Raw genomic sequence first — 22,695 nt, 5'->3', positions numbered from 1 at the left:
CGTCCCTCTCAGCCGTAGCGGCCGGTGATATAATCCTGGGTGCGCTGCTCGCGCGGGTTGGTGAAGATCTCCTTGGTCTTGCCATATTCGATCAGCTCACCAAGGTGGAAAAAGGCGGTCCGCTGGCTGACCCGCGCCGCCTGCTGCATGTTGTGGGTGACGATCGCGATCGCATAGCGCCCGCGCAGCTCGTGAATCAGCTCCTCGATCTTGGCGGTCGCGATCGGGTCCAGCGCCGAGCAGGGCTCGTCCATCAGGATGACTTCCGGATCGACCGCGATCGCCCGCGCGATGCACAGCCGCTGCTGCTGCCCGCCCGACAAGGCGGTCCCGCTCTCGGTCAGCCGGTCCTTGACCTCGTCCCACAGGCCCGCGCGGCGCAGGCTCTTCTCGACGATCGCCTCCAACTCGTCCTTGTTGTCGGCCAGCCCGTGGATGCGCGGGCCGTAGGCGACATTCTCGAAGATGGACTTGGGAAACGGGTTGGGCTTCTGGAACACCATGCCGACCCGCGCCCGCAGCTGCACCACGTCCATCTCGGGCGCGGTGATGTCCTCGCCGTCGAGCGTGATCGTGCCGGTCACCCGCGCGCCCGCGATGGTGTCGTTCATCCGGTTGAGGCAGCGCAGGAAGGTCGACTTGCCGCAGCCCGACGGACCGATGAAGGCGGTCACCTTGTCGTCGTGGACCTCGATCGACACGCCCTTCAGCGCTTCCTTCTCGCCGTAGAACACCCGCACGTCCTCCGCGCGCATCTTCGGCGTCGTGGCGATGTCGGCATCGCCCGGGACAATCGTCCGTCCGCCTTCGGTCGCAGTCGGGGTCGGCACTTCGGGCCGCAGGTCCGGCGCCAGCACGTCCTTTTCCGCTGCTTCGCGCGCGATCGCGGTCGACGGAAACGGCACCGTCGAATTGGTCAGAAGGGGTTCTTTTTCGTCGTTCATGTCAGGCGGCCTTACCAGCGGCGCTCGAAGCGGTTGCGAAGATAGATGGCGAGACCGTTCATCAGCAGCATGAACAGCAGGAGGACGATGATCGCCGCGCTCGTCTTCTCGACGAACGCGCGGTCGACCTCGTCCGACCACAGGAAGATCTGCACCGGAAGCACGGTGGCTGGATCGACCAGCCCGCCCGGCGGCGTGGCGATGAAGGCGCGCATCCCGATCATCAGCAGCGGTGCAGTCTCGCCCAGCGCACGGGCCATCCCGATGATGGTTCCGGTCATGATCCCGGGCAGGGCAAGCGGCAGGACATGGTGGAACACCACCTGCATCTTCGACGCGCCGACCCCCAGCGCCGCATCGCGGATCGACGGCGGCACCGCCTTGATCGCGTTGCGCCCGGCGATGACGATGACCGGCATGGTCATCAGCGCCAGCGTCAGGCCCCCGACCAGCGCGGCCGAGCGCGGCAGCTGCAGCGTGTTGAGGAACACCGCAAGCCCCAGCAGGCCGAAGATGATCGACGGCACCGCGGCGAGGTTGTTGATGCTGACCTCAATGAAGTCGTTCCAGCGGTTCCGCTTGGCGAATTCCTCCAGATAGACCGCCGCCAGCACCCCGACCGGAAAGGCCAGCGCCATCGTCACCGCGATGGTCAGGAACGAGCCTTTGAGCGCGCCCCACACCCCGACCGCGGCCGGGTCGGTCGCATCGCTGGCGGTGAGGAAGGTTTCGCTGAACCCGCCGATCCCGCGCACGGTCATCGTGATCAGCAGGAAGGCGAGGAAGGCCAGGCTGACCAGCACCGCCACCAGTCCCAGCGCCTTGAACCGGCGCTCGGCGGCGTAGCGGCGGCCGACCCGGCGGGTCATCGCCTCGCTCGACCAGCGGTTGGACGGCTTATTCATACGCTTCCCGATACTTGCGGACGACCCGCAGCGCGATGAGGTTGAGGACGAGCGTCACCAGGAACAGCACCAGGCCCAGCGCGAAGGCGGCCAGCGTCTTGGGGCTGTCGAACTCCTGGTCGCCGGTCAGCAGCTGGACGATCTGTGTGGTGACGGTGGTGACGCTGTTGAACGGGTTGGCGGTGAGGTTGGCGGACAGGCCCGCCGCCATCACCACGATCATGGTCTCGCCGATCGCCCGGCTGACCGCCAGCAGGACGCCGCCGACCACGCCGGGCAGCGCGGCGGGCAGGATCACCTTGCGGATCGTCTCGGACCGGGTGGCGCCCAGCGCCAGGCTACCGTCGCGCATCGCCTGCGGCACCGCGGCAATGCTGTCGTCGGCCATCGAGCTGACAAACGGGATGATCATCACGCCCATCACCAGGCCCGCGGCCAGCGCGCTTTCGCTCGACGCGTTGCTGATCCCGATTCCGAGGCCGAGGTCGCGGACCAGCGGAGCCACCGTCAGCGCCGCGAAATAGCCGTAGACCACCGTAGGCACGCCGGCGAGGATCTCCAGCAGTGGCTTCAGCACCTTGCGCATCCGCGCATGGGCATATTGCGTCAGGAAGATCGCGCTCATCAGCCCCAGCGGAATCGCGACGATCATGGCGATGATCGCGCCGATGAACACCGTCCCCCAGAACAGGGGCACCGAGCCGAACGCGCCCGACGAGCCCGCCTGGTCGGCCCGGATCGCGACCTGCGGTGACCAGCTGGTGCCGAACAGGAAGTCGGCCGCCGGCACCTTCTGGAAGAAGCGCATGGTCTCGAACAACAGCGAGAGGACGATCCCGAACGTGGTCAGGATCGCGATCATCGAGGCCGCGACCAGTAGCCCCATCAGCCATTTCTCGACCCCGGCCCGGGCCCTGAGGTCGATCCCGATCCGCGACCAGGCCCAGCCCGCCCCGGCCAGCGCCAGCAGCAGCGCGAACCCGCCGCCGATCAGCGAGAAACGGGTGGTCGCTCCCTGGAAAACCGGGACCAGCGCCTGCGCCTGCGGATTGAAGGCGATGTCGGACGATCCGCTCGCCACCGCGCGGGCCTCCGACAGGATCGAATCGCGGGCGAGGTCGAAGTCCGGAAGCGCCTGCCCCGCCGGGCTCGACATCACTGCGTCGGTGATCAGCGCCTGCTGGATCGGCGCCCAGGCGGCAAGGAACAGCAGCGCCGGGATCACCGCCCACAGGAAGGCGTAGGCGCCATGGTAGAAGGGCAGGCTGTTGAGCCGCTGCCGCCCCGCCCCGCCGCCGACACGCAGCCCCGTCGCCCGCCCGCGCGCAAGCACAAAGGCGGCGGCGGCGACGCACAGGACGAGCAGGAGGCCGACAGCGAGGCTCATGGCGGTGGTGCGCCGATCCGCTTACTTGAGCTTGGACGCGTCGAGCGGCGTCAGGCTCGTCGCGGCGGCATTGGCCGCCTGCGCGTCCGCGCCGATGAACGGCACCAGCCCGCGCTTCTCGAGCAGGCCGCCGGTGCTCCACTCCTTGGCGAACTGCGCCAGGAAGCCCTTGATCGCGGGCTTCACCGCCGCATGCTCGCCCTTGACGTAGATGTAGAGCCGGCGCGCACCCGGGTAGGACAGGTCCTGGATCGTCGCCTCGCTCGGCAGCACGCCATTGATCTCGACCGGCCGGATCTTGTCCGCGTTCGCGCTGAGGAAACTGTAGCCCAGCACGCCGACGGTTCCGGGATCGGCCTCGACCTTCTGCACCAGCAGATTGTCGTTCTCCCCCGCTTCGACGAACACGCCGTCCTCGCGCACCTTGGTGCACAGGTCCTTGTGCTTCGCCTCGTCGCTGGCCTTGAGCGCCTTCATCGCCGGATCGCTCTCGCAGCCCTTGGTCAGCATCAGTTCGGCAAAGCTGTCGCGGGTGCCGCTGGTCGGCGGCGGGCCCATGACGCGGATCTTGATCGCCGGAAGCGCCGGATTGACGTCCTTCCAGGTCTGCGCCTTGTTCGGCCCCTTGCCATAGGGGTTGGCGGCGACCGCGGCATAGATGTCGGCCAGCGTGACCTTGAGCGGCGCGGCCTTGTTCGATTCGATCAGGGTCAGCCCGTCAATCCCGATCGGCACTTCGACCACCTGCTTGGCACCGGCGGCGGCGCAGGCGTCATACTCGCTCTTCTTCATCTGGCGCGAGGCGTTGACCATGTCGGGAAACTTCTGCCCGACGCCTTCGCAGAAGAGCTTGATGCCCGAGCCGGTGCCGGTCGATTCGACGATCACGCTGGTCCCGGCATTGGCCTTCTGGAAGGCCTCGGCAACCGCGGTGGTGAAGGGATAGACCGTCGAGGAACCGACGATCTTCAGCTGCGAAGCCGCATTGTTGGACCCGCCACCGCAGGCGCTCAGCCCAAGCGCGAGCGGCACTGCCAGCCAGAACTTGCTCATTGTCTTCTTGTCTCCAGTGGGCGGATACGCCCGGTCCGGCGCCTCTTGCCCCGCCGTCCCGCAGCCCATGTGACCGGCAGGTTACAGGCTGATGACACGCCCCCGGTTCAGGCGCGGGGAAGCCGGACTTCGACCTCGGTTCCCTCGCCCGGTGTGCTCCGGATCTGGAGTAGGCCGCGGTGCCGCTCGACGATCTGCGCGACGATGGCGAGGCCCAGCCCGGTTCCGCCGCCGTCGCGGCTGCGCGCCGCATCGACGCGGAAGAAGCGCTCGGTCAGGCGCGGCAAATGCCGGGCGTCCACCCCCTCGCCCCAGTCGCGCACGCCAAGGCGATGCCACTCACCTTCGCTCGACAGCGCGACCCTGATCCGCCCGCCCGTCCCCGCGCAGCCGTAGCGCACCGCATTGCCAAGCAGATTGTCGAGCATCTGCCGAAGCTGCGGCGCATCCCCGCGCACCAGCGCCGACGCCTCGCCAGGGTCGAACTCGATCGTGCACGACCGGCTGTCGGCCAGCGGCGCCGCGGCGCTCACCGCTTCGCGGGCGATCTCTTCCAGCGCGACGCTGTGGCCGGGCACACTGAACCGGTCGGCCTCGATCCGCGACAGGCTCATCAGGTCGCGGATGATCACCATCATGCGGGTCGCCTGGCTGTGGATCTGCTGGCCAAATCGCCGCCGGATGCCCTCCGCCAGCGGCGCCTCGTCCGTCAGCGTTTCCGAAAATCCGAGCACGGCGGCGAGCGGGGTGCGCAATTCGTGGCTGGCGTTGGCGACGAAATCGACCTGCGCCCTTTCCGCCGCGCGGCGGGCCGAACGGTCGACCAGCCGCACCAGCAACAGCCCGTCGCCAAGCTCGGTAATCACCACTTCGAAGCTGCGATCGACCCCGCCGATCCCGACCACCTCGAATCGCCCGGCCCGGCCATGGCGAATGGCGTCGAGGGCATGGGGCTGGCGAATGGCGAAGCGGACGTCCTGGTCGACGAGACCTCGTCCCAGCAGGACGCGGGCGGCGGCGTTGGCTGCCTGGGTCCGCTCGCCGCTCACGAGCAGCGCCGGCTCCTCCAGCGCGTCAAGCAGCGCAAGCACGAGCGGCGGAAGCGGCATGGCTCCGCTGGCTAGGTGATCGGCCGCCGCGAGGCAATGTCGGACGCGGCGCGCCATTGTTCGATCAAGGGGGTGCGCCAGGCGCCGATGCCGATCAGCAACAGGATAGGATAGGACCAGAAGGCCAGCGCCGCGCCGAAAATCCCGCCAGGAAGCTGCGGCGACAGTAACATCAGCAGGTGAACGCTGGTAGTGGTGAGCTGCAGCCCAGCGACCCACAAGGGCCAGAAGCGGGTCGACCGCAGGGCGATCGCCAGGAATGCGGCAAGCACCCCCATATCGACCACAAACGCGGCGACATCGAAGTAGGAATGGTGGACCGCCAGCCGATTGCCGACCAGCACCGTCAGCAGCGTCCCGCCGACGCACACTCCGGCGGCGATTCGTTCATCGCTGCGACCGCGCCAGAAGGTCAGGGCCATGAGGCCCGCCAGAAGGAGATAGAAGGCGACGACCCGCATCGCTCAGCAGTTCCCGACAGGATAAGGGGCGCCGCCGGTAAGGGGACCGGCAACGCCCTCTGAAAAAAGGAGAATCGGTATCAGGCTACTACCTGCAGGGTTGCCGTCTGCGGCAGCGGCGGGCAGTCCTGGCCGTCGCCGAACGACACGGCGCGCAGTCCGGGGACATGCTGCTTGGCGGTCACCAGCGCCGCATGGCAGTGCGCCATTCCGCCGCGGGCCCTGATCAGCCCCTGCAGCGAGACCACGATCTGCTCCAGCGCGTCATGACCGGTGGCGATGCCCACGCCGGCGACCGAACGGGCCCGGATCATGCGGTTCTGAAGTTCCGCGAGCTCGATGAGCGCCGCTTCGATACTGTCCTCGACCGCCCGGACCTGCTGGGCGACGTTGAATGCGGTTTGTTCGATGATTTGCCTGCGCATGAAGCCTCCTGACCGGGGGCCCCGACCCCCGGATTGACTGACTGAGCAGCAATAGAGAGGAGGGACGTCCTAGCGGACCAGCAGCCGCGTCAGGCTCTCCAGCCCCGCCAGCAGCATTCCCGCCGAGAAACTGGACACGATCGCGATGGTCACGATCGCCGCCAGCCTTTGTCCCACGCCCCAGCTATTGCTGGCCTGTTGCGAAGTCGACCACGGTAACAAGGAAGACCGGGAATGAAGCGCGCTCTGCTCGGTTTCGAGACGCCCCGTCCCGGTCCCCCTTGTGCGATCAGCGTGCCGAATCTGAGAACTGACCGCCCCCTCTGACTGGCTTGGGTCCGATCCGGCGTCGATGTCCGGCGCTTGATGTATCAAACGCTGATATGGTCCTGTTCGCCCTTCGGTGGCGGCGACGGCCGGCGTGCCCGCCGTGTCGAACAGGTCGACGAGGCGCGCGGCCTCGCTTCGGCGCGAGACACCGAGGATACGGATCGCACCGCGAACACGCTGATCGACGGTATGGCTGGAGATGCCGAGCTGGGCGGCAATCTCCTTCGAGCTGAGATGACGATTGACGAGGCGAAGCACTTCGAGCTGACCGCGGCTCAGTCGAGCGCAACGATCCCGAGCCTCATCGGCCCCGCGCGAAGAGCTCGGCCCCCCGACCGGCTCAACTCCCTCCGTCGACCCGCGAACTGCCTTGGAATTCGGGATCATCTTTGAAGCGTAACAGAAACCGTCAGTATCCGTTAGAGCCAAAACAGAGGCTTTAAGTTGAAGTTTTGACCAAGAGCGCAAGTCTTGCTGTTACAAAGCGGAACAACCGGATCGGACCTCCGACTATCCTTTGCGATTCGCTCCGCGCTTAGCGACAAGCGGCGACATTTCGCGGCTTTGGTCGCCGGAGCGATGGTGGAGAGGGCTGGATTCGAACCAGCGTACGCTTGCGCGGGCAGATTTACAGTCTGCTGCCTTTAACCACTCGGCCACCTCTCCACGAGGTCAGGCCGGGCGCCAATGCCGCCCGGGGGAGTGGCTGTCAACGCCCGTCAGCGCCGAACAGCCTCGTCGAGCCGCCTGACGCCCAGCCCGAGCAGTCGTCCAGGACCCGGCGGAAGCAGCAGCGGCGCCAGCTTCTCGGACCCCTGGACGGTCCGTCCGACCAGGAAGGCGGCACCGGTGCGGCCTTCTCCCGAACCGACCCGGTAGGCGGCGGTGACGGCGATCACCGGCACGAAGGTCGGCTTTCCTCCCAATTCGTAAGCCCTGATCGCCGCCCGCGGCATCCGCAGCTCGTGGCTGATCATGTCGTCGCTGAGTGGCCCCAGCTCCGCCAGCGCGGTGCGCGGGGCGGCGGGGCGGGCGAAGAAATTCGCGAGCTCGGCGGCCTGCGCGTCGCCGCCATTGGTCGCCACCGCTTCAAGGGCAATATCCCGCGCCGCGGACGAGCCTGAATTGGCGACGACCAGGTCGACCCGGAAAATCGCTCCCTCGCCATCGAACAGGATTTCGCGAACCGCCAAGTCGATCTCGATCCAGCCGCGCAGGCGCGTGCTGACGACGCCCCCGCTGGGCGGTGGCGGCGCGGCAGCCGGCGCGCGCGCTTCCGGCATCCTGGCCGGCTGGCGGAGGCGGGTGGTGACCAGCCCGGTCGGCAAGGCTAGCGCTTCGGGTGTCGGCGTGGGCCTGGGCAGGGGCACCGGCGCGGGATCGGGGCGAGGCGACGGCTCCGCCGCGACCCGCTCATACTCATCGTCGGCATAACCCGCCAGCGCCGGCCGGCGTCGCTGGCGCCAGACCAGGGCAAGGCCGACCCCGCCAAGGATCGCGACCAGCAGCCATGGCCACCAGCCCGGAACCAGCGAAGACGCCTGCGAACCCGACTGGGTGACAGCGATCGGAGGCAGCCTCGTGCCGGCCTGCGGCGATGCCACGGGATCGGAAGGAACAACTGCAGTGGTCTCGGGAACCGGCGGAGCCACGGAGGTCGCGACCGGAGCCGCATCGGTTTCCCTCGTCGCCGTCTCCCCCGCGGCACGTGCGGGCGCTGCGCGTTCGGTGGTGCCCGGCGCAGGCCGGACGGCAGCGGCCGGCGGCGACGGCGTGGTGCGCTGGACCGGGGGCGGCGCTACCGCGGGCGCCGGCGCCGGGCGCGGCGCCTGGGTGGGCGGGGCGCTCGGCTGCCGGGTGCCGGGCAGCGCGAAGTCGCGCAGCTGCTCGGGACCGACCGTTCCCTCGCGCGGCGGCGGCGCGGGCACCACGACATTGGCCGGCGCAGCGTTATTCTGCGCGGCCGCCGGCGCGGGAAGGCCCAGCCAGAGGCCGGCGAGGAGGACAAGGAGGTGACGCGTCACGGGTCGGCGCTAGCTGGTCGATGCTGAAGGAGGGATTGCTCGCCCCCTTGGCCCAGCACCGCCCGCGCTGCAAGCACCCGGTCGGTCAGCGGGCGTCGACCAGCACCAGTTCGGCGTCCTCGTCACCCTCGATCAGCAGGTTCGTCTCGCCGGTGATCGCTACCCCGTCCCGCGCTCCGGCCGCGACGCCGTTGATGCGGACCGGCGCCGAGGGCACCAGGTACAGGTGGCGCGCGGGATCGGCCTTGAGCGCGATCCGGCTCCCGCCCTTCAGCGTCGCGCCCATTATCCGCGCATCGGCATTGATAGTCAGCGCACCATCGTCCGGCCCGCCGCTCGCCAATAGCTGGAACGCACCGTCGCGCGCCTCGCGCGGGAAGGGCATCGCGCCCCACCCCGGGCTGGCATTGGGCTTGTCGGTCTCGATCCAGATCTGGAACAGGGTCGTGTCCTCGTCCTCGAGGTTGTATTCGGCATGGACGACGCCGCTGCCGGCGCTCATCACCTGGACGTCGCCCGCGCCGGTCCGGCCCTTGTTGCCGAGGCTGTCCTGGTGGGTGATCGCGCCCGTCCGGACGTAGGTGACGATCTCCATGTCGCGGTGCGGATGCGGCGGGAAACCCGACTTTCCGGCGATCTTGTCGTCGTTCCACACCCGGATCTTGCCCCACCCCATCCGGCTGGGATCATGATAGTTGGCGAACGAGAAATGGTGGCGGGCATCGAGCCAGCCGTGATCGGCGTGGCCCAGCGAAGCGAAGGGGCGGATGTTGATCATGGAAAGCAATCTGCGACAGCCGCGACCGCCGCTCAAGTGTCAGGCCTGTAACTGCAGCCCTTGCCCATAGGCGGCGGCCTTTTCGACATAGTGCAGCGCGCTCCACTCGAGCATCTGCAGTTCGGCCTCGGTCAGCGGACGGACGATCCGGGCCGGCACGCCGACCAGCAGGTGACCTTCCTCATAGCTCTTGCCCTCGGGCACCAGCGCGCCGGCCCCGACGATGCAGCGCGGACCGATGACGGCGCCGCTCAGCACCCGCGCCCCCATCCCGACCAGGGCGCCATCGCCGACCGTACAGCCGTGGAGGATCGCCTGGTGACCGACCGTGACGCGCCGTCCGACGGTCAGCGGCGCGTGCGGATCGCTGTGACACACCGCGCCGTCCTGAATATTGCTTTCCTCACCGATCAGGATCGGCGTGTTGTCGGCGCGGATCACCGCTCCGAACCACACGCTCGCCCGGGCAGCAAGGCGGACGTCGCCGATCAGATCGGCGCTGGGTGCGACCCAGCTTCCGGGATCGAGCGTCGGACCGGTGTCATGAAGGCTGTAGAGCGGCATCGCCCTCGACTAGCCGATTAGTCACGCCCCGCGAAAGTCGCTCTTTCCGCGCGGCTCCCGCTCCGCTAGCGATTACAGGGTATGCCAGCGTTCCTCGACGGCGGCGGCGAATGCGGCGCCCTCATCAAATCATGTGACTGGACCTCCTCGCTGGGGCCGGTGGAGCGCTGGCCGCAAAGCCTCAAGGCCGCGACCGGCCTGCTGCTGCGCTCGCCCGTCCCGATGGTCATGCTGTGGGGCGACGAGGGAATCATGCTCTACAACGACGGCTATTCGGTATTCGCCGGCGGTCGCCATCCCGAACTGCTCGGAAGCCGGGTGCGCGAAGGCTGGCCCGAGGTCGCCGACTTCAACGATCATGTCATGAAGGTCGGGCTGGCCGGCGGCACGCTGTCGTTCAAGAACCAGGAACTCGTGCTTCACCGCCATGGCCGGCCCGAGACTGTGGCCATGAACCTCGACTATTCGCCCGTGCTTGGCGACGACGGCTGCCCCGCCGGCGTGCTGGCGATCGTGATCGAGACCACCACCCAGGTCCTCGCAGAGCGCGCGTTGCAGGCCCGGGCCGAGCGCCTCGGCCTGTTCGATCGCCTGTCGCATGCGATCAACGACCTTGCCGCTCCCGACGACATCATGGCCGTCACCGCGCGGCTGCTGGGCGAGCATATGGACGCTTCGGTGGTGGCCTATGCCGACATGGAGGTCGATCAGGACGCCTTCGCCATCCGCGGGGACTGGTCGGCGGCCGGGGCGCAAAGCATTGTCGGCAGCTACAGCCTCGACAGCTTCGGCGACACCGCCGCCAGGGCGATGCGCGGCGGCCAGCCGCTAGTGATCCGCGACGTCCGCGGAGAGCTGGGCCAGGAGGAAGGCGCCAGCTTCCTCGGCATCGGCATCCAGGCCACCATCTGCATGCCCTACGTCCGCGCCGGCAAGCTCGCGGCGATGATGGCAGTGCACCAGAACGTGCCGCGCGACTGGACCGACGACGAACTGGCGCTGGTCGCCGAAGCCACCGAGCGCAGCTGGGCGCACATCGTCCGGGTCCGCTCCGAAGCGATCCTGCGCGAAAGCGAAGACCGCTTTCGCAACATCGCCGACCATACGCCCGTCATGCTGTGGGTCACCGACGAGACCGGCTATTGCACCTATCTCAACCGGATCTGGTACGAATTCACCGGTCAAACCGACGGCCAGGGCGAAGGCTTCGGCTGGCTCAGCGCGGTTCACGAAGACGACCGGCCGATGGCGGAACGCGCCTTCCTCAACGCCAATGCCCTGCAGCAGGGCTATGAGGTCGATTTCCGAGTCCGCCGTGCCGATGGCACCTACCGCTGGTGCATCGATGCCGCCGCCCCGCGCTTCGACGGATCGGGCAATTACATGGGTTATGTCGGTTCGGTGATCGACGTCGAAGAACGGCGCGAAAGTGTCGAGCGGGTCCGCCGCAGCGAGGAGCAGCTCCGCGCGGTGATCGACCAGATGCCGGTCGGCGTCGCCATTGCCCGCGTCCCTTCCGGCGAGATCTTCCTCTACAACCAGGCGCTGGAGGAGATGCTCGGCCACTCCAGCCTATCCGAGGGAGCCGAAACCTACGATCGCTACGGCGGGATCGACGCCGAGGGCCGCCCGCTCCCTGCAGAGCGATATGCGCTCTATCGCGCGACGAAGTTGGGCGAGACGGTCACCAATGAAGAGATTCGCTACCGCCGTGCTGACGGGCGGATCGTCACGCTGCTGGCGCAGGCCACGCCCATTCTCGACGACGATGGCAAGGCCGGCATCGCGATCGTCGCGCTGCAGGACATCACCGGACGCAAGCAGGCCGAGGCCCACCAGCAGCTGCTGATCAACGAACTCAGCCATCGCGCCAAGAACCTGCTCGCGATCATCCAGAGCATCGCCCAGCAGAGCTTTCGCGGTGAGGACCCGGTACCGGCCCAATTGCTGCGCTTCGAAGGGCGGCTCGGCGCCCTGTCGGCCGCGCACGGCATCCTTACCCAGGAAAAGTGGGAAGCGATTCCCCTTCGCCGGCTGATCTGCGACACCTTCACCGCCGTCCGCTCGGACGACGAGCGGCTGGTGATGGACGGTCCCGATCTCGTGCTTCCGCCCAAGGTGGCGGTCAGCCTGGCGATGGCGGTCCACGAGCTTGCCACCAACGCGCTCAAATATGGCAGCCTCAGCCAGGACGACGGCACCGTCTCGATCCGCTGGTGGACCGATGACGACCGGCTTCGGCTGGAATGGAAGGAGCATGGCGGACCGCCCGTCGCGCAGCCCACCACCCGCGGCTTCGGCACCCGGATGATCGAGCGCGGGCTCGCCGCCGAACTGGGTGGCACCGTCCGGATCCTCTACGAACCCGATGGTGTGCGCTGCGAAGTCGATGCGCCGATGCCGGCCCATGGCTGACCCGCGCCTGCGCATCCTGCTGGTCGAGGACGAGCCGATGATCGCCTTCGCGCTCGAGGACATGGTGATCGACCTGGGGTTCGAAGTCGTCGGTCCGGCATTCCGGCTGGCCGACGCGCTCGTTCTCGCCGGCTCGGAGCAGTTCGATGTCGCGGTGCTCGACGTCAATCTGAACGAGCAGCGCAGCTTCCCCGTCGCCGACCTGCTCAAGGACCGCGGCATCCCCTTCCTGTTTGCCACCGGCTATGCCGAAGGAGGCGTCGGCTGGACCGAGGAAACGGTCGTCATCGCCAAGCCCTACAGCCGCAGCCAGTTGTCGCGCGCGCTCGACCAGTTGCTCGAGCTCTGACCGCCCCGCCGCGGCACGGCCTCTAGGCCGGGTACTGGTCGCGCTCATCCTCCCTATATCCGGCCGATGGTGACGGTGTGGTTCGATGGCGGATGTCCGCTTTGCCGGCGCGAGATCGCGCTGATGCAGCGGCTCGACCGCCGCGCGCGCATCCGGTTCGTCGATGTGTCCGACGGCGCGGCCAGCGACTGCCCGACCAACCGGTCTGCCCTGCTCGCCCGCTTCCACGCCCGCGAGGGCGACCGGCTGCTGAGCGGGGCCGCCGCCTTTGCCGCCATGTGGCGCGCCATCCCGGTCCTCCGGCCGCTGGGCGAAGCGGCACGCTTTCCCCCGCTGCTGGCTTTGCTCGAACTCGCCTATCGCGGTTTCCTCAGGGTTCGCCCGGCCCTCCAGCGGCGGATGGCAGGGTGAGTGGCGATGAAAGCCGCGCCGTCCCGCGCGGCCGCCTTGCCCGCGCCGGCCAATTCGGACGCCTCGCCGGGGGAGTCGCCGGCGGCATGCTGGCGGAAGGCGCGCGGCGGCTTGCGGCGGGCGAACGGCCGAGCGGTCGCGACCTGCTACTGACCCCGGCCAACCTTACCCGTTTGGCCGACCGGCTCGCCCACCTGCGCGGCGCTGCGATGAAGCTCGGCCAGATGATCAGCCTCGACAGCGGCGACTTCCTCCCGCCCGAACTCAGCGACATCCTCGCCCGGCTGCGCAGCAACGCCTTCCACATGCCGCCCCAGCAATTGTCGAAGGTGCTGGACGCCGAATGGGGCAAGGACTGGCGCCGCCGGTTCAAGCGCTTCCAGGCCCATCCGATCGCCGCCGCCTCGATCGGCCAGGTCCACCGCGCCGAGACCCACGACGGCCGCACCCTCGCGATCAAGGTACAATATCCCGGTGTCGCCGAAAGCATCGACGCCGACGTCGACAACGTGGCCGCGCTGCTGCGGGTGTCGGGGCTGCTTCCGGCCGAACTCGACATCGGCCCGCTGCTTGCCGAGGCCAAGGCGCAGCTGGCGCGCGAAGCCGACTATGTCCGCGAAGGTGCGCAACTGCAGCGGTATGGCAAGCTGCTGGCCGACGCGCCCGAATTCGTGGTGCCGACCCTCGATCCCGCCTTCACCACCGCCCGCGTCCTGGCGATGAGTTTCGTCGACAGCCGCCCGATCGAGGCGCTCGACGATGCACCGCATCACGCGCGCGACCTGGCGATGACCCGCATCGTCGGCCTGGTCCTGCGCGAACTGTTCGAGTTCGGCGTGATGCAGACCGACCCCAATTACGCCAACTACCGGCTGCTCGACGACGGGCGGATCGCGCTGCTCGACTTCGGCGCGGCGCAGGACGTGCCGGTCCCCATCAGCCAAGGCTATCGCACGTTGCTGGCCGCCGCCCTGGCGGGCGATGCACCGGCGGTCGCGCGCGGCGCGGTGGCGGCGGGCTTCATCGGCCAGGCCGTCGCAGACCGCCACGGCAACGCGCTCGACCGGATGGTGGCGGTGGTGCTGGCAGAGCTCGACAAGCCCGGTCCGTTCGACTTCGGCGACCGCGCTTTCCTCGGCGTCCTGCGCGAGGAAGGGCTGGCCATCGCCGCCGACAAGGCAAGCTGGCACCTGCCTCCCGCCGACCTGCTGTTCGTCCAGCGCAAGATCAGCGGCACCGCCCTGCTCGGCGCCCGGTTCAAGGCCCGGGTCGATGTCCGCGCGCTGGTGGCCGACGCCCTGACCCCGAGGAGCGAGGCGGCCTAGGCCATTGAATCGCCGGCCGATCGGGCCATCTCTGCCCGATGCCGACACTTTCCGTTCTCGACCTCGCCCCAATCATCGAAGGCAGTTCCGCAGGCGACGCGCTGCGCCAGGCGGGCGACCTGGCCCAGGCGGCCGAGCGGCTGGGCTATCACCGCTACTGGATGGCCGAGCATCATTCGATGCCGGGCATCGCCAGCGCTGCCACCGCCGTCGCGCTGGCTTATGTCGGATCGCGCACCTCGACCATCCGCATCGGGTCGGGCGGGATCATGCTTCCCAACCACGCCCCGTTGATCGTCGCCGAACAGTTCGGGACGCTGGCGTCGCTCTACCCGGGACGGATCGACCTCGGGCTCGGCCGGGCGCCGGGCACCGACCAGGCGGCGGCCTATGCCATGCGCCGCAGCATGACCTCCGACCAGAACCAGTTCCCGCGCGATGTGGTCGAGCTGATGGGCTATTTCCGCGGCGACAATGGCGCCGTCCGTGCGATCCCCGGCGAGGGGCTCGACATCCCGGTCATCATCCTCGGCTCGAGCCTGTTCGGGGCCGAGCTTGCGGCGATGCTTGGGCTGCCCTTTGCCTTCGCCTCGCACTTTGCGCCGCAGATGATGATGCAGGCGATCGCGCTCTATCGCGACCGCTTCAAGCCGTCGGAGCAGCTGGCCGAACCGCACGTGATGCTCGGCTTCAACGCCTTCGTCGCCGACACGGACGAGGAAGCGCAGCTGCTGGCAACCTCGGTCCAGCAGGCCTTCGTGGCGCTGCGCACCGGAAGGCCGATCCAGTTGCCGCCGCCGCGCGCCGGCTTCGCCGACAGCCTCCCGCCGCAGTTCCGCGAGATGCTCGACGGCGTGCTGTCCTGCTCGGCGATCGGAAGCCCGGCCACCGCCCGCGCCCAGGTCGACGCCTTCGTGGCGAAGACCGGCGCCGACGAATTGATCGTCACCTCGCAGATCTTCGACCAGCAGGCCCGGATCCGCTCGTTCGAGCTGCTGGCGGAGGCCGTCCACGCACCGGCGCTCGAGCTCGCAAGCTAGAGCGCCGGGTGCTGCTTCAGAAGGCCGTCGACAGCTGCGCGAACCAGCTGCGCGGACGGGCGAAGATCCGCTCGGCATAACCGAGCGTCGCGAGCGAGGCATTGCCCTGGATCAGGTAGCGCTCGTCGAAGATATTGGTGACCCCGGCGCTGATCTCCAGCCCACCCTTGAGCTTTAGCGCCAGCGAGCCGTTGCCGACGAAATAGCCATTCTCCTCGATCAGCGGGATGCTGCCGGTGATGAAGGTCAGCTTGGAGGTGTAGCTGCCGTCGAAGCGCGGGGTCAGCGACATGCCGTTGGCCAGCCCGAAGCGATAGGCGACCCCGAAATTGGCCTGGACGTCGGGCGTGAACGGAAGGTCGTCGTTGGGCGTGACGGTGGCGGTCGCGCCGGGAATCGGGGTGATGCTCTTGATCTTGTCGTCGAGCAGGCTGAGCCCGGCGTCGAAGGTCAGGCCGAAGCTGGTGCGATAATTGGCCTCGGCCTCTAGTCCGCGGATCCGCGCCTTGCCGGCGTTGAACAGAAGCGGCACAACGCCCTGGCGGAAGATCAGCTGGATGTCGTCGTAATTGGCGTTGAACGCCGCGACGTTGAACCGCAGCCGGCCGATGTTGGTCTTCACGCCCGCTTCGTAGCTGGTGACCTTTTCGTCGCCGAACGGCACCGGCAGATTGTTCGGCGTCGCCGCATTGTAGCGGGTGTTGAAGCCGCCCGACTTGAAGCTGCGGGCATAGGACAGATAGGTGCTGAGCGCGTTGCTCCAGCGATATTGCACGCTGGCCGATCCGGTCAGGGCCGAGAACTTGCGGCGGTTGGGCGTGTTGAAAATGAACAGCGGGCCACCCTGCGTGGTCGCCAGCGTCGGCAGCGGATTGGGGTCGGGCTGGGTCGCCGGGAACAGGTTGAGCACCGTGCCCTGATAATATTTGCGGTCGGTGGTGTAGCGCAGGCCGCCGGTCACCTCGAGCCGCTCGACCGGCGCCCAGGTGAGCTCACCGAACGCCGCGAGGGAATTGGTCCGGAGGCGCGACACCTGGAGGTCGCGGCTTCCCGGGCCCCCGGCCAGCAGTGAGCCGATCACTGGCGGCGACGGCGGGAAGGCCAGGAACACCGTCGCACGCTCGTTGGTCACTTCGCGGAAGTAATAGCCGCCGACGATACCCGACACGGTGCCGAGGTCGGCCTGCAGCTGCACTTCCTGGCTGAACTGCTTCGATTCCGATCCGACGTCGGTGGTGATCAGGGTCAGGGGCGTGTTGTCGGCATCGCGCACGCCGCGCGACTCGGTGTTGCGGTAGGCGGTGATCGACTTGGCCAGCAGCGCGTCCGACAGGCGCAGGGTGGCGGTATTGGCGACGCCCCACACTTCCGACATGCTCATCACCGGCGCATTGCCGCCGTTGACGAAATCGCCGCGGGCCTGGAAGTCGTTGGCGCAGCGCACGTCGTTGATCAGCGGCACGTTGGGCGCACCGAACCGCGGATTGCCCGGCGCGATCGGCGCGAACGGGATGGTCGCGCCCGGGCAGCCGGCGGCGACGCTGGCGATGGCGGCGACCGGCGCCTGCTCGTTGATCCCGGCGAACACGAACGGCGCGCCATTCTCGTTACGCTTCGAATAGTCGGCGCGGAGGAAGGTCTTGAAGGCGGCCGACGGCTCCCACTTGAAGGCACCATTCAGCGAATAGCCGTTCTCGTTACCGAGGTCCTTGCCGTCGAAGGTGCGGATCACATAGCCGTCGCGCTTGCGGAAGCCGCCCGCGACGCGTGCCGCCATGGTGCTGGCGATCGGCAGGTTGAGCGCGAGGAAGCCTTCGGCCAAATCGTCACCGCCGAGGCGAAGGCGACCGCGGCCGCTGAACGAACCGACTTCGGGCTCGCGGGTGCGAACCAGGATCGCGCCGCCGATGGTGTTGCGCCCGAACAGGGTGCCTTGGGGCCCGCGCAGGACCTCGACCCCGGCGATGTCGCCGAAATCGATCGCTCCGCCGACCGCGCGGCCGAGATAGACTTCGTCGAGGTAGATGCCGACGCCGGGATCGACGGCGGCGGTGGGATCGACCTGGCCAACGCCGCGAATGAAGACGACGGACGAAGCCGAATTGCCCGACAGCTGGCCGGCGGGCTTGAACTGGAGGCTGGGGGTGATCCGCTCGAGGTCCTGGGTCTGCAGCACCTGGCGGGCCTCGAGCACCTGGGCGCTGAAGGCGGAGATGGCGATCGGGGTGTCCTGCAGGTTCTCGTCACGGCGGCGGGCGGTGACGACCACTTCCTCGACCGCGTCGTCGGCCGGCTGGGCCACGACAGGCTCGGCGGGCGCGGCATCCTGGGCCGCGGCGGTACCGGCGCAGCAGACTATCGCCAGTGCGCCAAACGCCACCTGAGCCGCGAGCCTGCAGCGTAGCTTGTCGATCCCGAACGCCATGATTCCATCCCCCTCTTCAAGCAAAGCGGCGAGCGGCCGCAACACTGCTATCGGGGATGACTGTATGTTCTGAATACAAACCGGTAAAGACCGGAAGTGGTGCCGCTTACAGGAAGCGGCTCCAAGATACCAAAGTCCCAGAAAACGCGCGCTTTTTGACCTCGCTGCGGTTAGTCTGTGTGCTACGTCCGTGTACCTAATGGTTGGGCCATTGCAAGCCTGCGAGGTAGCTCAGGCATCTTCTTGATCATCGATCTCTGGGGCCGATCCGCTCTTTGTGAAGTCGAACTCCTCAAGCATCTTCTCGATGACCGTCTCACGGATTTTGATGAAGTTAATGAAGTCGTTCTTGGTTTTGTGAGCTTTTCTCATGAGAGCGAGGCCGCTGGAGTCGATACCCTGTGCCGCATAGCTCTGGCTGAACGTCTTTGGGTTTGCTTCTTCGGCAGCCTGAACCTGCAGCGCAGGATCGTCATTTAGAAATGTCGTGTTGGTCTCCGCGTCTAACTGCATCGTGTTGAGCAGTAGGTTCGCCTTGTCGTTCTTCTCATCCCAGCCCGTGAGCTTCGAAACGTACTTTGTCGGAAACACATGATGCAGGTGTGCCGTCGGCGTACCGAGGTTGATCGGCTTTTGATTAACGGGGTCTTCCAAGTTCGATCGGTTAAATAGAGCACGGATCATTAAACCCCGCGCACCCATTGGGGTCGCAAGGGTGAGAGGGGGCACTCTTACCAGAGCGAGCCAGTCGGGCTCAGCATGGTCATTCTTGATCCATGCCAGAACGTCGTCAGCGTCATCCTTTTGCTTACCGTGGACCCCTTCCTGGTATCGCTGATCCAGGGCGGCTCCTACGACCCACTTCGACAACTTCGCATTGACGCTTGCAAGCTCTTTGCCGGAGATGCTTGGATAGTCGATCTCCTTCATGACCTTCGCCATTGGCGCAAAGATTGAATCATAAGGGATCAGAGATGCCGTGATGTCCAAAGCCATTCCGAGACGGTCTGAGAGAAACTTCCCCGTGACATCCAACCAGGTAAAAGCTTCTTTGCTGTGCTTTGTCCAAATCTCAGCAGTTAGCGTCTTCGGGAGAGTCGACTTTTTCGGGCTTTCGCCTGCGAACAAAACAGCGGTTTGAAGCGCGATTTCGCCGGTTGAGTCCATTTGCGGATAGTAGATCTTCCCCTGCTTGCCTGAGGCGATCCCCTTCCTGAGATCAACCTGGCGAAAGAGAACTGCTACGACAAGCTCGAACGGCGTCAGTACTTTGCCAGTTGAGTTAAGTGTCGCGAATATCCGACTGATTGCCTCGATCTTGAATGTTGACTCGATCGTGATCAAGGGAATGGACGGGCCACCAGAAACTATAAAGTGGCTTTCGATGACATTTCGTATCAGATTCTTCCGGGAAGGCTTATGGCTTAAGTAAGATTCAAAGTAAGTAGATCTGTCCTTAGCCCTTCCCGAAATCAGTAAGGGCGTGAAAAGCAAATCTGACTTGTTTAGTAAGGCATAAGGGTCTTTGGCACTCGAACGCGCCACCAGGTATCCGGAATCAACATCCAGGTCGGCGAGGTATAGCCGAACGTGATCGTCGTTCTCGATGTCGATTTTACAATCATGTATGTTTTTCTCGAGCTTATTGAGATCGACGAAATACTGGGACTTAAGTTCTCCCGGGTTATTGAAGAATAGGTGGATGCCTGCGGTTAGTCGTTGCTGGCCATCCAATACCAGCCTCTTAGGTGCCTGCGATGCGGCCTCCGGACCCGATCCAAAGAAATCCCTCGGCTCAAACTCCTCGTGATTGCCCTCTATCTGGATCATGCCGTTAAGCGGGTAGCCTTGGCGGATTGAGTCGAAGAGCAAGACAACCTGCTTTCGATTCCACTTAAAGTCACGTTGGAACGCGGGCAGCTTGAGGTGACCACGGTAAGCTTGCTCAACCAAGTTTACGTATGAATCGACAGTGCCTGACATTTTTCCCCCGTGTACGACCTTCACCTTCTCATAGCAGAGGCGGGCACTTCTAAAAGTCTGAGGTCGACCCATCATTGCGAAGCGGCGAACCCGTCATCTTCGAGGCACCTTAGGCCATGTCTGCCCAACATCCCCTGAAAGCGCGGAGAGGTCCCGTTGCACATGGGCACCTTGCGGCCACTCACCCTCTCGAGATGACTCGAGTGTATTGATCTTGCATCAACTTACGGCGCGGTCGTTAACGGCTCGAGCGAACCCGTCGATCTCGAATTGCCGATTCTCATCTCTAATCGGTACCCTCGAGAGAGCAGAAGGGGACCCGCTTAGACATTTGCGCACAGCCTTTGCGACCATGTCGCAGCTGTCTCAAAGGCGTACTTCGTGAGACAAGCCCTGTCGGCTCTGTAGTTCCGGCAACCGAGCAAGAACTACACCGCCGGTCCATCCACTAGGCTTCACGAGCTTTGGGTTGGCGAGCAGGAGCTTCAGGAACCTGCTCGCTCGGGCCAAGCCTCGGCAACGCAGTGAGTGCCCCCTGAAGGGACGAGAGGTCATCTGAGGGCCAATCAAGGGCGCGTAAAGCCTCGGCAAGCATTGCAGGTGCCCTTCCACCCACCTCGCGCCAGCTGTTATCCTGCATCGGACGTAAGCGACCACCACGGAAAGTCCCACAGACCGCGAGCTGGAAGACGCCCGGAGTTCGAGCGGGGCGCACACAGAGGTACTCGGTCCAAGTATCAACCATGGTGCTGACCCGTCTCGAACCGAGTGGTCGCCAAGAACCCTCCCGTTTGCGCTTCTTGGCAACTTCGGACGCCGAAGGCAGCGAGAAGGCAAGGATGCTTCCGGAAGCGGGCTTCGCGGTCATGTGCCCGGCACCTCGAAGCGCGGCAGCTTGGCAACCGCGTCGGCCATCGCTCTCACGGGAACCTTGCCATAGGTTCGTCCGGTGGTCTTTGGCGCGTGTCCTTGAATGGCGTCGACTACTCGCTCCTCGATCCCGGCCTCGTACGACAGTGTCTTGAAGGTGTGCCGCCATGCGTGGTTCGGCTGGAGAGCCGGGTCCGTGATGCCAACTTCCCCTCGAACCCACGAGGCCAGCCGCTCTCCCACCTTTTTGAAATGACGGTTACTCTCGCTCGCCACCCTTTGCTTCTCGGGATCGTAAAAGAGCGGGCCGTCGCCTACGGCTTTCACGACCCCCAGGAAGCCTTGGTCAAGGACGTGCTGATGCAGCGGAACGATCCGAGCTTCCTTGGCCTTCACAGTACCCGCTTCGGGAGTGATCCGGACGCACCACAGCCCCTCCACCTCAAGAATGTCTTGACCACGGAGCTGGGAAAACTCGTTTACGCGGGCACCCGAGTAGGCGCAAAGCCAAGGTATCCATCGACGAGCCCGAGAGTGCCCGGCGGGAAAGGTTTGCGCTTGCTGGAATCAGAGTGGCCGCAAGGATCGACTGAGCCTCACTGCGCGTGAAGTCCCTGTCACGGAGCTTGGGTCGCTTTGGAACCCGCATCCTTACCTCGTCGGCGACGTTCGCGCCTGGCTTTTGCTCCTCGACTGCCCACGTCAGCATAGCTCGTACCGACGTCAGGTACTTGTCCCTAACCGTAACGGGACTTCGGGCCCTGCCGAGCCGCGTGGGTTCGCTCAGGAGCTTGTCGCGCCAGTCGCGAAGGTCGTGAGGCGTGAGGAGAGACGCGTCGTCATGCCCCACGAACTCAATCAACAACTCAATGTAACGTCGCCATTCGGCCTTCACCCCTGCCGATATGCCCTGTGCGACCGCGTACGCATCGAACGTCGCGAGTAAGGGAACCCGCGACTGAGAAGGCTTCCTCGGGCTTTGAGCTACAGGCGGCGCGGGCTCAGGCGGCGTCGGGGCCTCATGGCCCTCCAGTCGCGCTGCGACATCCTCAAGTATCGAGATGCCCGCGTCGTTCAATGCACGACAGAGCTGCCCGAAACCTGCGCTCTCCGGGTCCACGACGTACCCCTTGGCTTCCGCGAGTTCGAGCGCCTGATCGCCCCAGAACTCAATGATACCTTCCAGGTCCCCGTTGGCCCTGAGGGCCCGATAGTGAGGCAGGAGCCACTCCACGGTCTCGCGCCGTTTGTCGGCCCATCGTTGAGCCTCTCGACCCTTCCATGGATTGCTGTGCGCTACCCCCCGTGCCTCAAGGTCCGCCATGACGGACTTGAAGAGTTCACGCTCCTCCATGTCCCACCGGGCGGCATTGTCGTCCTCCAAGGCTTGCACGCGATGCACCTCGACGAGATAGGCAATCAGCGGGCCGTCCAGGGTATCATACCGACCCTCAAGCTTACGTCGGGCAGCCGCAATAATCGCTTCGTAGTCGCTGGCAGCAGCCTCGTATCGGGCCAAGAAGCCAGGCGTTCCTTCGCGACCTACTGGGACCTTGAGTTCCCAACGACCAATCAGCTCGCGCAGATCGGGCGGGAACCTGCGGCGAAACTCGCGAAGGCCGGTCTTTGAAGGTGGAGTGAGGTGTTTCACTAGGATACCCATACGCGCTTGGTGTACCTCCGCTGTGTACAGCAGCGAGGCACTAAAGCTCGGTAATCGCGGGATTCTGTTGAAACTCAAGCCCTTCAAGGAAGGGTGGTGCCGCTTACAGGACTCGAACCTGTGACCCCCTCATTACGAAAGCAAGGTAGACGTTTGCAAAAGGCGTTACATCGCAATCACTTAGACTAGAGTTCAAGCCAACGAGTTCACCGGACCCAAGGACATCCCAAAGCG

At 65.8% G+C, this 22,695-nt stretch carries 20 protein-coding genes and 1 tRNA gene; 5 read left to right on the top strand and 16 right to left on the bottom strand.

The window, feature by feature from the left end:
- Positions 1–8: 8 nt before the first annotated feature.
- The 12 genes from pstB to M1K48_RS11750 form a co-directional block, all read right to left on the bottom strand.
- Positions 9–755 carry a phosphate ABC transporter ATP-binding protein PstB gene (pstB, locus tag M1K48_RS11805; protein ID WP_249505246.1) on the bottom strand — a complete coding sequence of 249 codons (747 nt, stop codon included), beginning with the start codon at positions 753–755 and terminating at the stop codon, positions 9–11.
- Positions 756–955: 200 nt separating this feature from the next.
- The gene (gene pstA / locus M1K48_RS11800) at positions 956–1,849 is read right to left on the bottom strand and encodes a phosphate ABC transporter permease PstA (protein ID WP_249503401.1); all 894 of its coding nucleotides are present in this window, start codon (positions 1,847–1,849) and stop codon (positions 956–958) included.
- Positions 1,842–3,236, bottom strand: a complete 1,395-nt coding sequence (gene pstC / locus M1K48_RS11795; RefSeq protein ID WP_249503400.1) for a phosphate ABC transporter permease subunit PstC — start codon at positions 3,234–3,236, stop codon at positions 1,842–1,844. Before pstC ends, pstA begins: the two co-directional genes overlap by 8 nt.
- A 21-nt stretch (positions 3,237–3,257) precedes the next feature.
- Positions 3,258–4,289, bottom strand: coding sequence for a substrate-binding domain-containing protein (locus tag M1K48_RS11790; RefSeq protein ID WP_249503399.1), 1,032 nt, complete (start codon positions 4,287–4,289; stop codon positions 3,258–3,260).
- Between the two features lie 107 nt (positions 4,290–4,396).
- Positions 4,397–5,398: a sensor histidine kinase gene (locus M1K48_RS11785; protein WP_249503398.1), complete on the bottom strand. Its 1,002-nt coding sequence runs from the start codon at positions 5,396–5,398 to the stop codon at positions 4,397–4,399.
- Between the two features lie 11 nt (positions 5,399–5,409).
- Positions 5,410–5,859 (bottom strand): hypothetical protein, encoded by a 450-nt coding sequence (locus M1K48_RS11780; RefSeq protein WP_249503397.1) that lies wholly within the window; start codon positions 5,857–5,859, stop codon positions 5,410–5,412.
- Positions 5,860–5,939: 80 nt separating this feature from the next.
- Positions 5,940–6,284, bottom strand: a complete 345-nt coding sequence (locus M1K48_RS11775; protein WP_249503396.1) for a hypothetical protein — start codon at positions 6,282–6,284, stop codon at positions 5,940–5,942.
- Positions 6,285–6,353: 69 nt separating this feature from the next.
- Positions 6,354–7,001 carry a helix-turn-helix domain-containing protein gene (locus M1K48_RS11770; RefSeq protein ID WP_257794147.1) on the bottom strand — a complete coding sequence of 216 codons (648 nt, stop codon included), beginning with the start codon at positions 6,999–7,001 and terminating at the stop codon, positions 6,354–6,356.
- A gap of 193 nt (positions 7,002–7,194) precedes the next feature.
- A tRNA-Tyr gene (locus tag M1K48_RS11765) sits at positions 7,195–7,280 on the bottom strand.
- 53 nt (positions 7,281–7,333) lie between these two features.
- A complete protein-coding gene (locus M1K48_RS11760) occupies positions 7,334–8,638 on the bottom strand; it encodes a hypothetical protein (RefSeq protein WP_249503394.1) in 1,305 nt (434 codons plus the stop codon).
- Between the two features lie 85 nt (positions 8,639–8,723).
- Entirely contained in the window at positions 8,724–9,416 is a 693-nt protein-coding gene (locus M1K48_RS11755) for a pirin family protein (protein ID WP_249503393.1), read from the bottom strand.
- Between the two features lie 39 nt (positions 9,417–9,455).
- Positions 9,456–9,980: a gamma carbonic anhydrase family protein gene (locus tag M1K48_RS11750; protein WP_249503392.1), complete on the bottom strand. Its 525-nt coding sequence runs from the start codon at positions 9,978–9,980 to the stop codon at positions 9,456–9,458.
- 81 nt (positions 9,981–10,061) lie between these two features.
- Between M1K48_RS11750 and M1K48_RS11745 the strand changes: the two genes are divergently transcribed.
- From M1K48_RS11745 to M1K48_RS11725, 5 genes are all read left to right on the top strand, one after another.
- Entirely contained in the window at positions 10,062–12,395 is a 2,334-nt protein-coding gene (locus M1K48_RS11745) for a PAS domain S-box protein (protein ID WP_249503391.1), read from the top strand.
- Positions 12,388–12,744: a response regulator gene (locus tag M1K48_RS11740; RefSeq protein WP_249503390.1), complete on the top strand. Its 357-nt coding sequence runs from the start codon at positions 12,388–12,390 to the stop codon at positions 12,742–12,744. The genes M1K48_RS11745 and M1K48_RS11740 overlap by 8 nt, the downstream gene beginning before the upstream one ends.
- Positions 12,745–12,810: 66 nt before the next feature.
- Entirely contained in the window at positions 12,811–13,155 is a 345-nt protein-coding gene (locus M1K48_RS11735) for a DCC1-like thiol-disulfide oxidoreductase family protein (protein WP_249503389.1), read from the top strand.
- A complete protein-coding gene (locus M1K48_RS11730) occupies positions 13,152–14,480 on the top strand; it encodes an ABC1 kinase family protein (RefSeq protein ID WP_249503388.1) in 1,329 nt (442 codons plus the stop codon). The genes M1K48_RS11735 and M1K48_RS11730 overlap by 4 nt, the downstream gene beginning before the upstream one ends.
- Before the next feature lie 38 nt (positions 14,481–14,518).
- A complete protein-coding gene (locus tag M1K48_RS11725) occupies positions 14,519–15,520 on the top strand; it encodes an LLM class flavin-dependent oxidoreductase (RefSeq protein WP_249503387.1) in 1,002 nt (333 codons plus the stop codon).
- A gap of 16 nt (positions 15,521–15,536) precedes the next feature.
- Here M1K48_RS11725 and M1K48_RS11720 read toward each other — a convergent pair whose 3' ends face one another.
- The 4 genes from M1K48_RS11720 to M1K48_RS11705 all read right to left on the bottom strand — a co-directional run bounded on the left by M1K48_RS11720 (position 15,537) and on the right by M1K48_RS11705 (position 22,317).
- Positions 15,537–17,945, bottom strand: coding sequence for a TonB-dependent receptor (locus tag M1K48_RS11720; RefSeq protein WP_249503386.1), 2,409 nt, complete (start codon positions 17,943–17,945; stop codon positions 15,537–15,539).
- A gap of 231 nt (positions 17,946–18,176) precedes the next feature.
- On the bottom strand, positions 18,177–19,928 hold the full coding sequence (locus M1K48_RS11715; protein WP_249503385.1) for a GmrSD restriction endonuclease domain-containing protein: 1,752 nt from the start codon (positions 19,926–19,928) through the stop codon (positions 18,177–18,179).
- A gap of 864 nt (positions 19,929–20,792) precedes the next feature.
- Positions 20,793–21,248, bottom strand: coding sequence for a site-specific integrase (locus M1K48_RS11710; protein ID WP_249505245.1), 456 nt, complete (start codon positions 21,246–21,248; stop codon positions 20,793–20,795).
- The gene (locus M1K48_RS11705; protein WP_249503384.1) at positions 21,241–22,317 is read right to left on the bottom strand and encodes a hypothetical protein; all 1,077 of its coding nucleotides are present in this window, start codon (positions 22,315–22,317) and stop codon (positions 21,241–21,243) included. Before M1K48_RS11705 ends, M1K48_RS11710 begins: the two co-directional genes overlap by 8 nt.
- Positions 22,318–22,695 lie beyond the last annotated feature (378 nt).

This window comes from Sphingomonas glaciei (genome assembly GCF_023380025.1).
Classification (GTDB): Bacteria; Pseudomonadota; Alphaproteobacteria; order Sphingomonadales; family Sphingomonadaceae; genus Sphingomicrobium; species Sphingomicrobium glaciei.
Note: the sequence above shows the minus strand (reverse complement) of the source record. Positions and strands in the feature narration are given on the sequence as shown.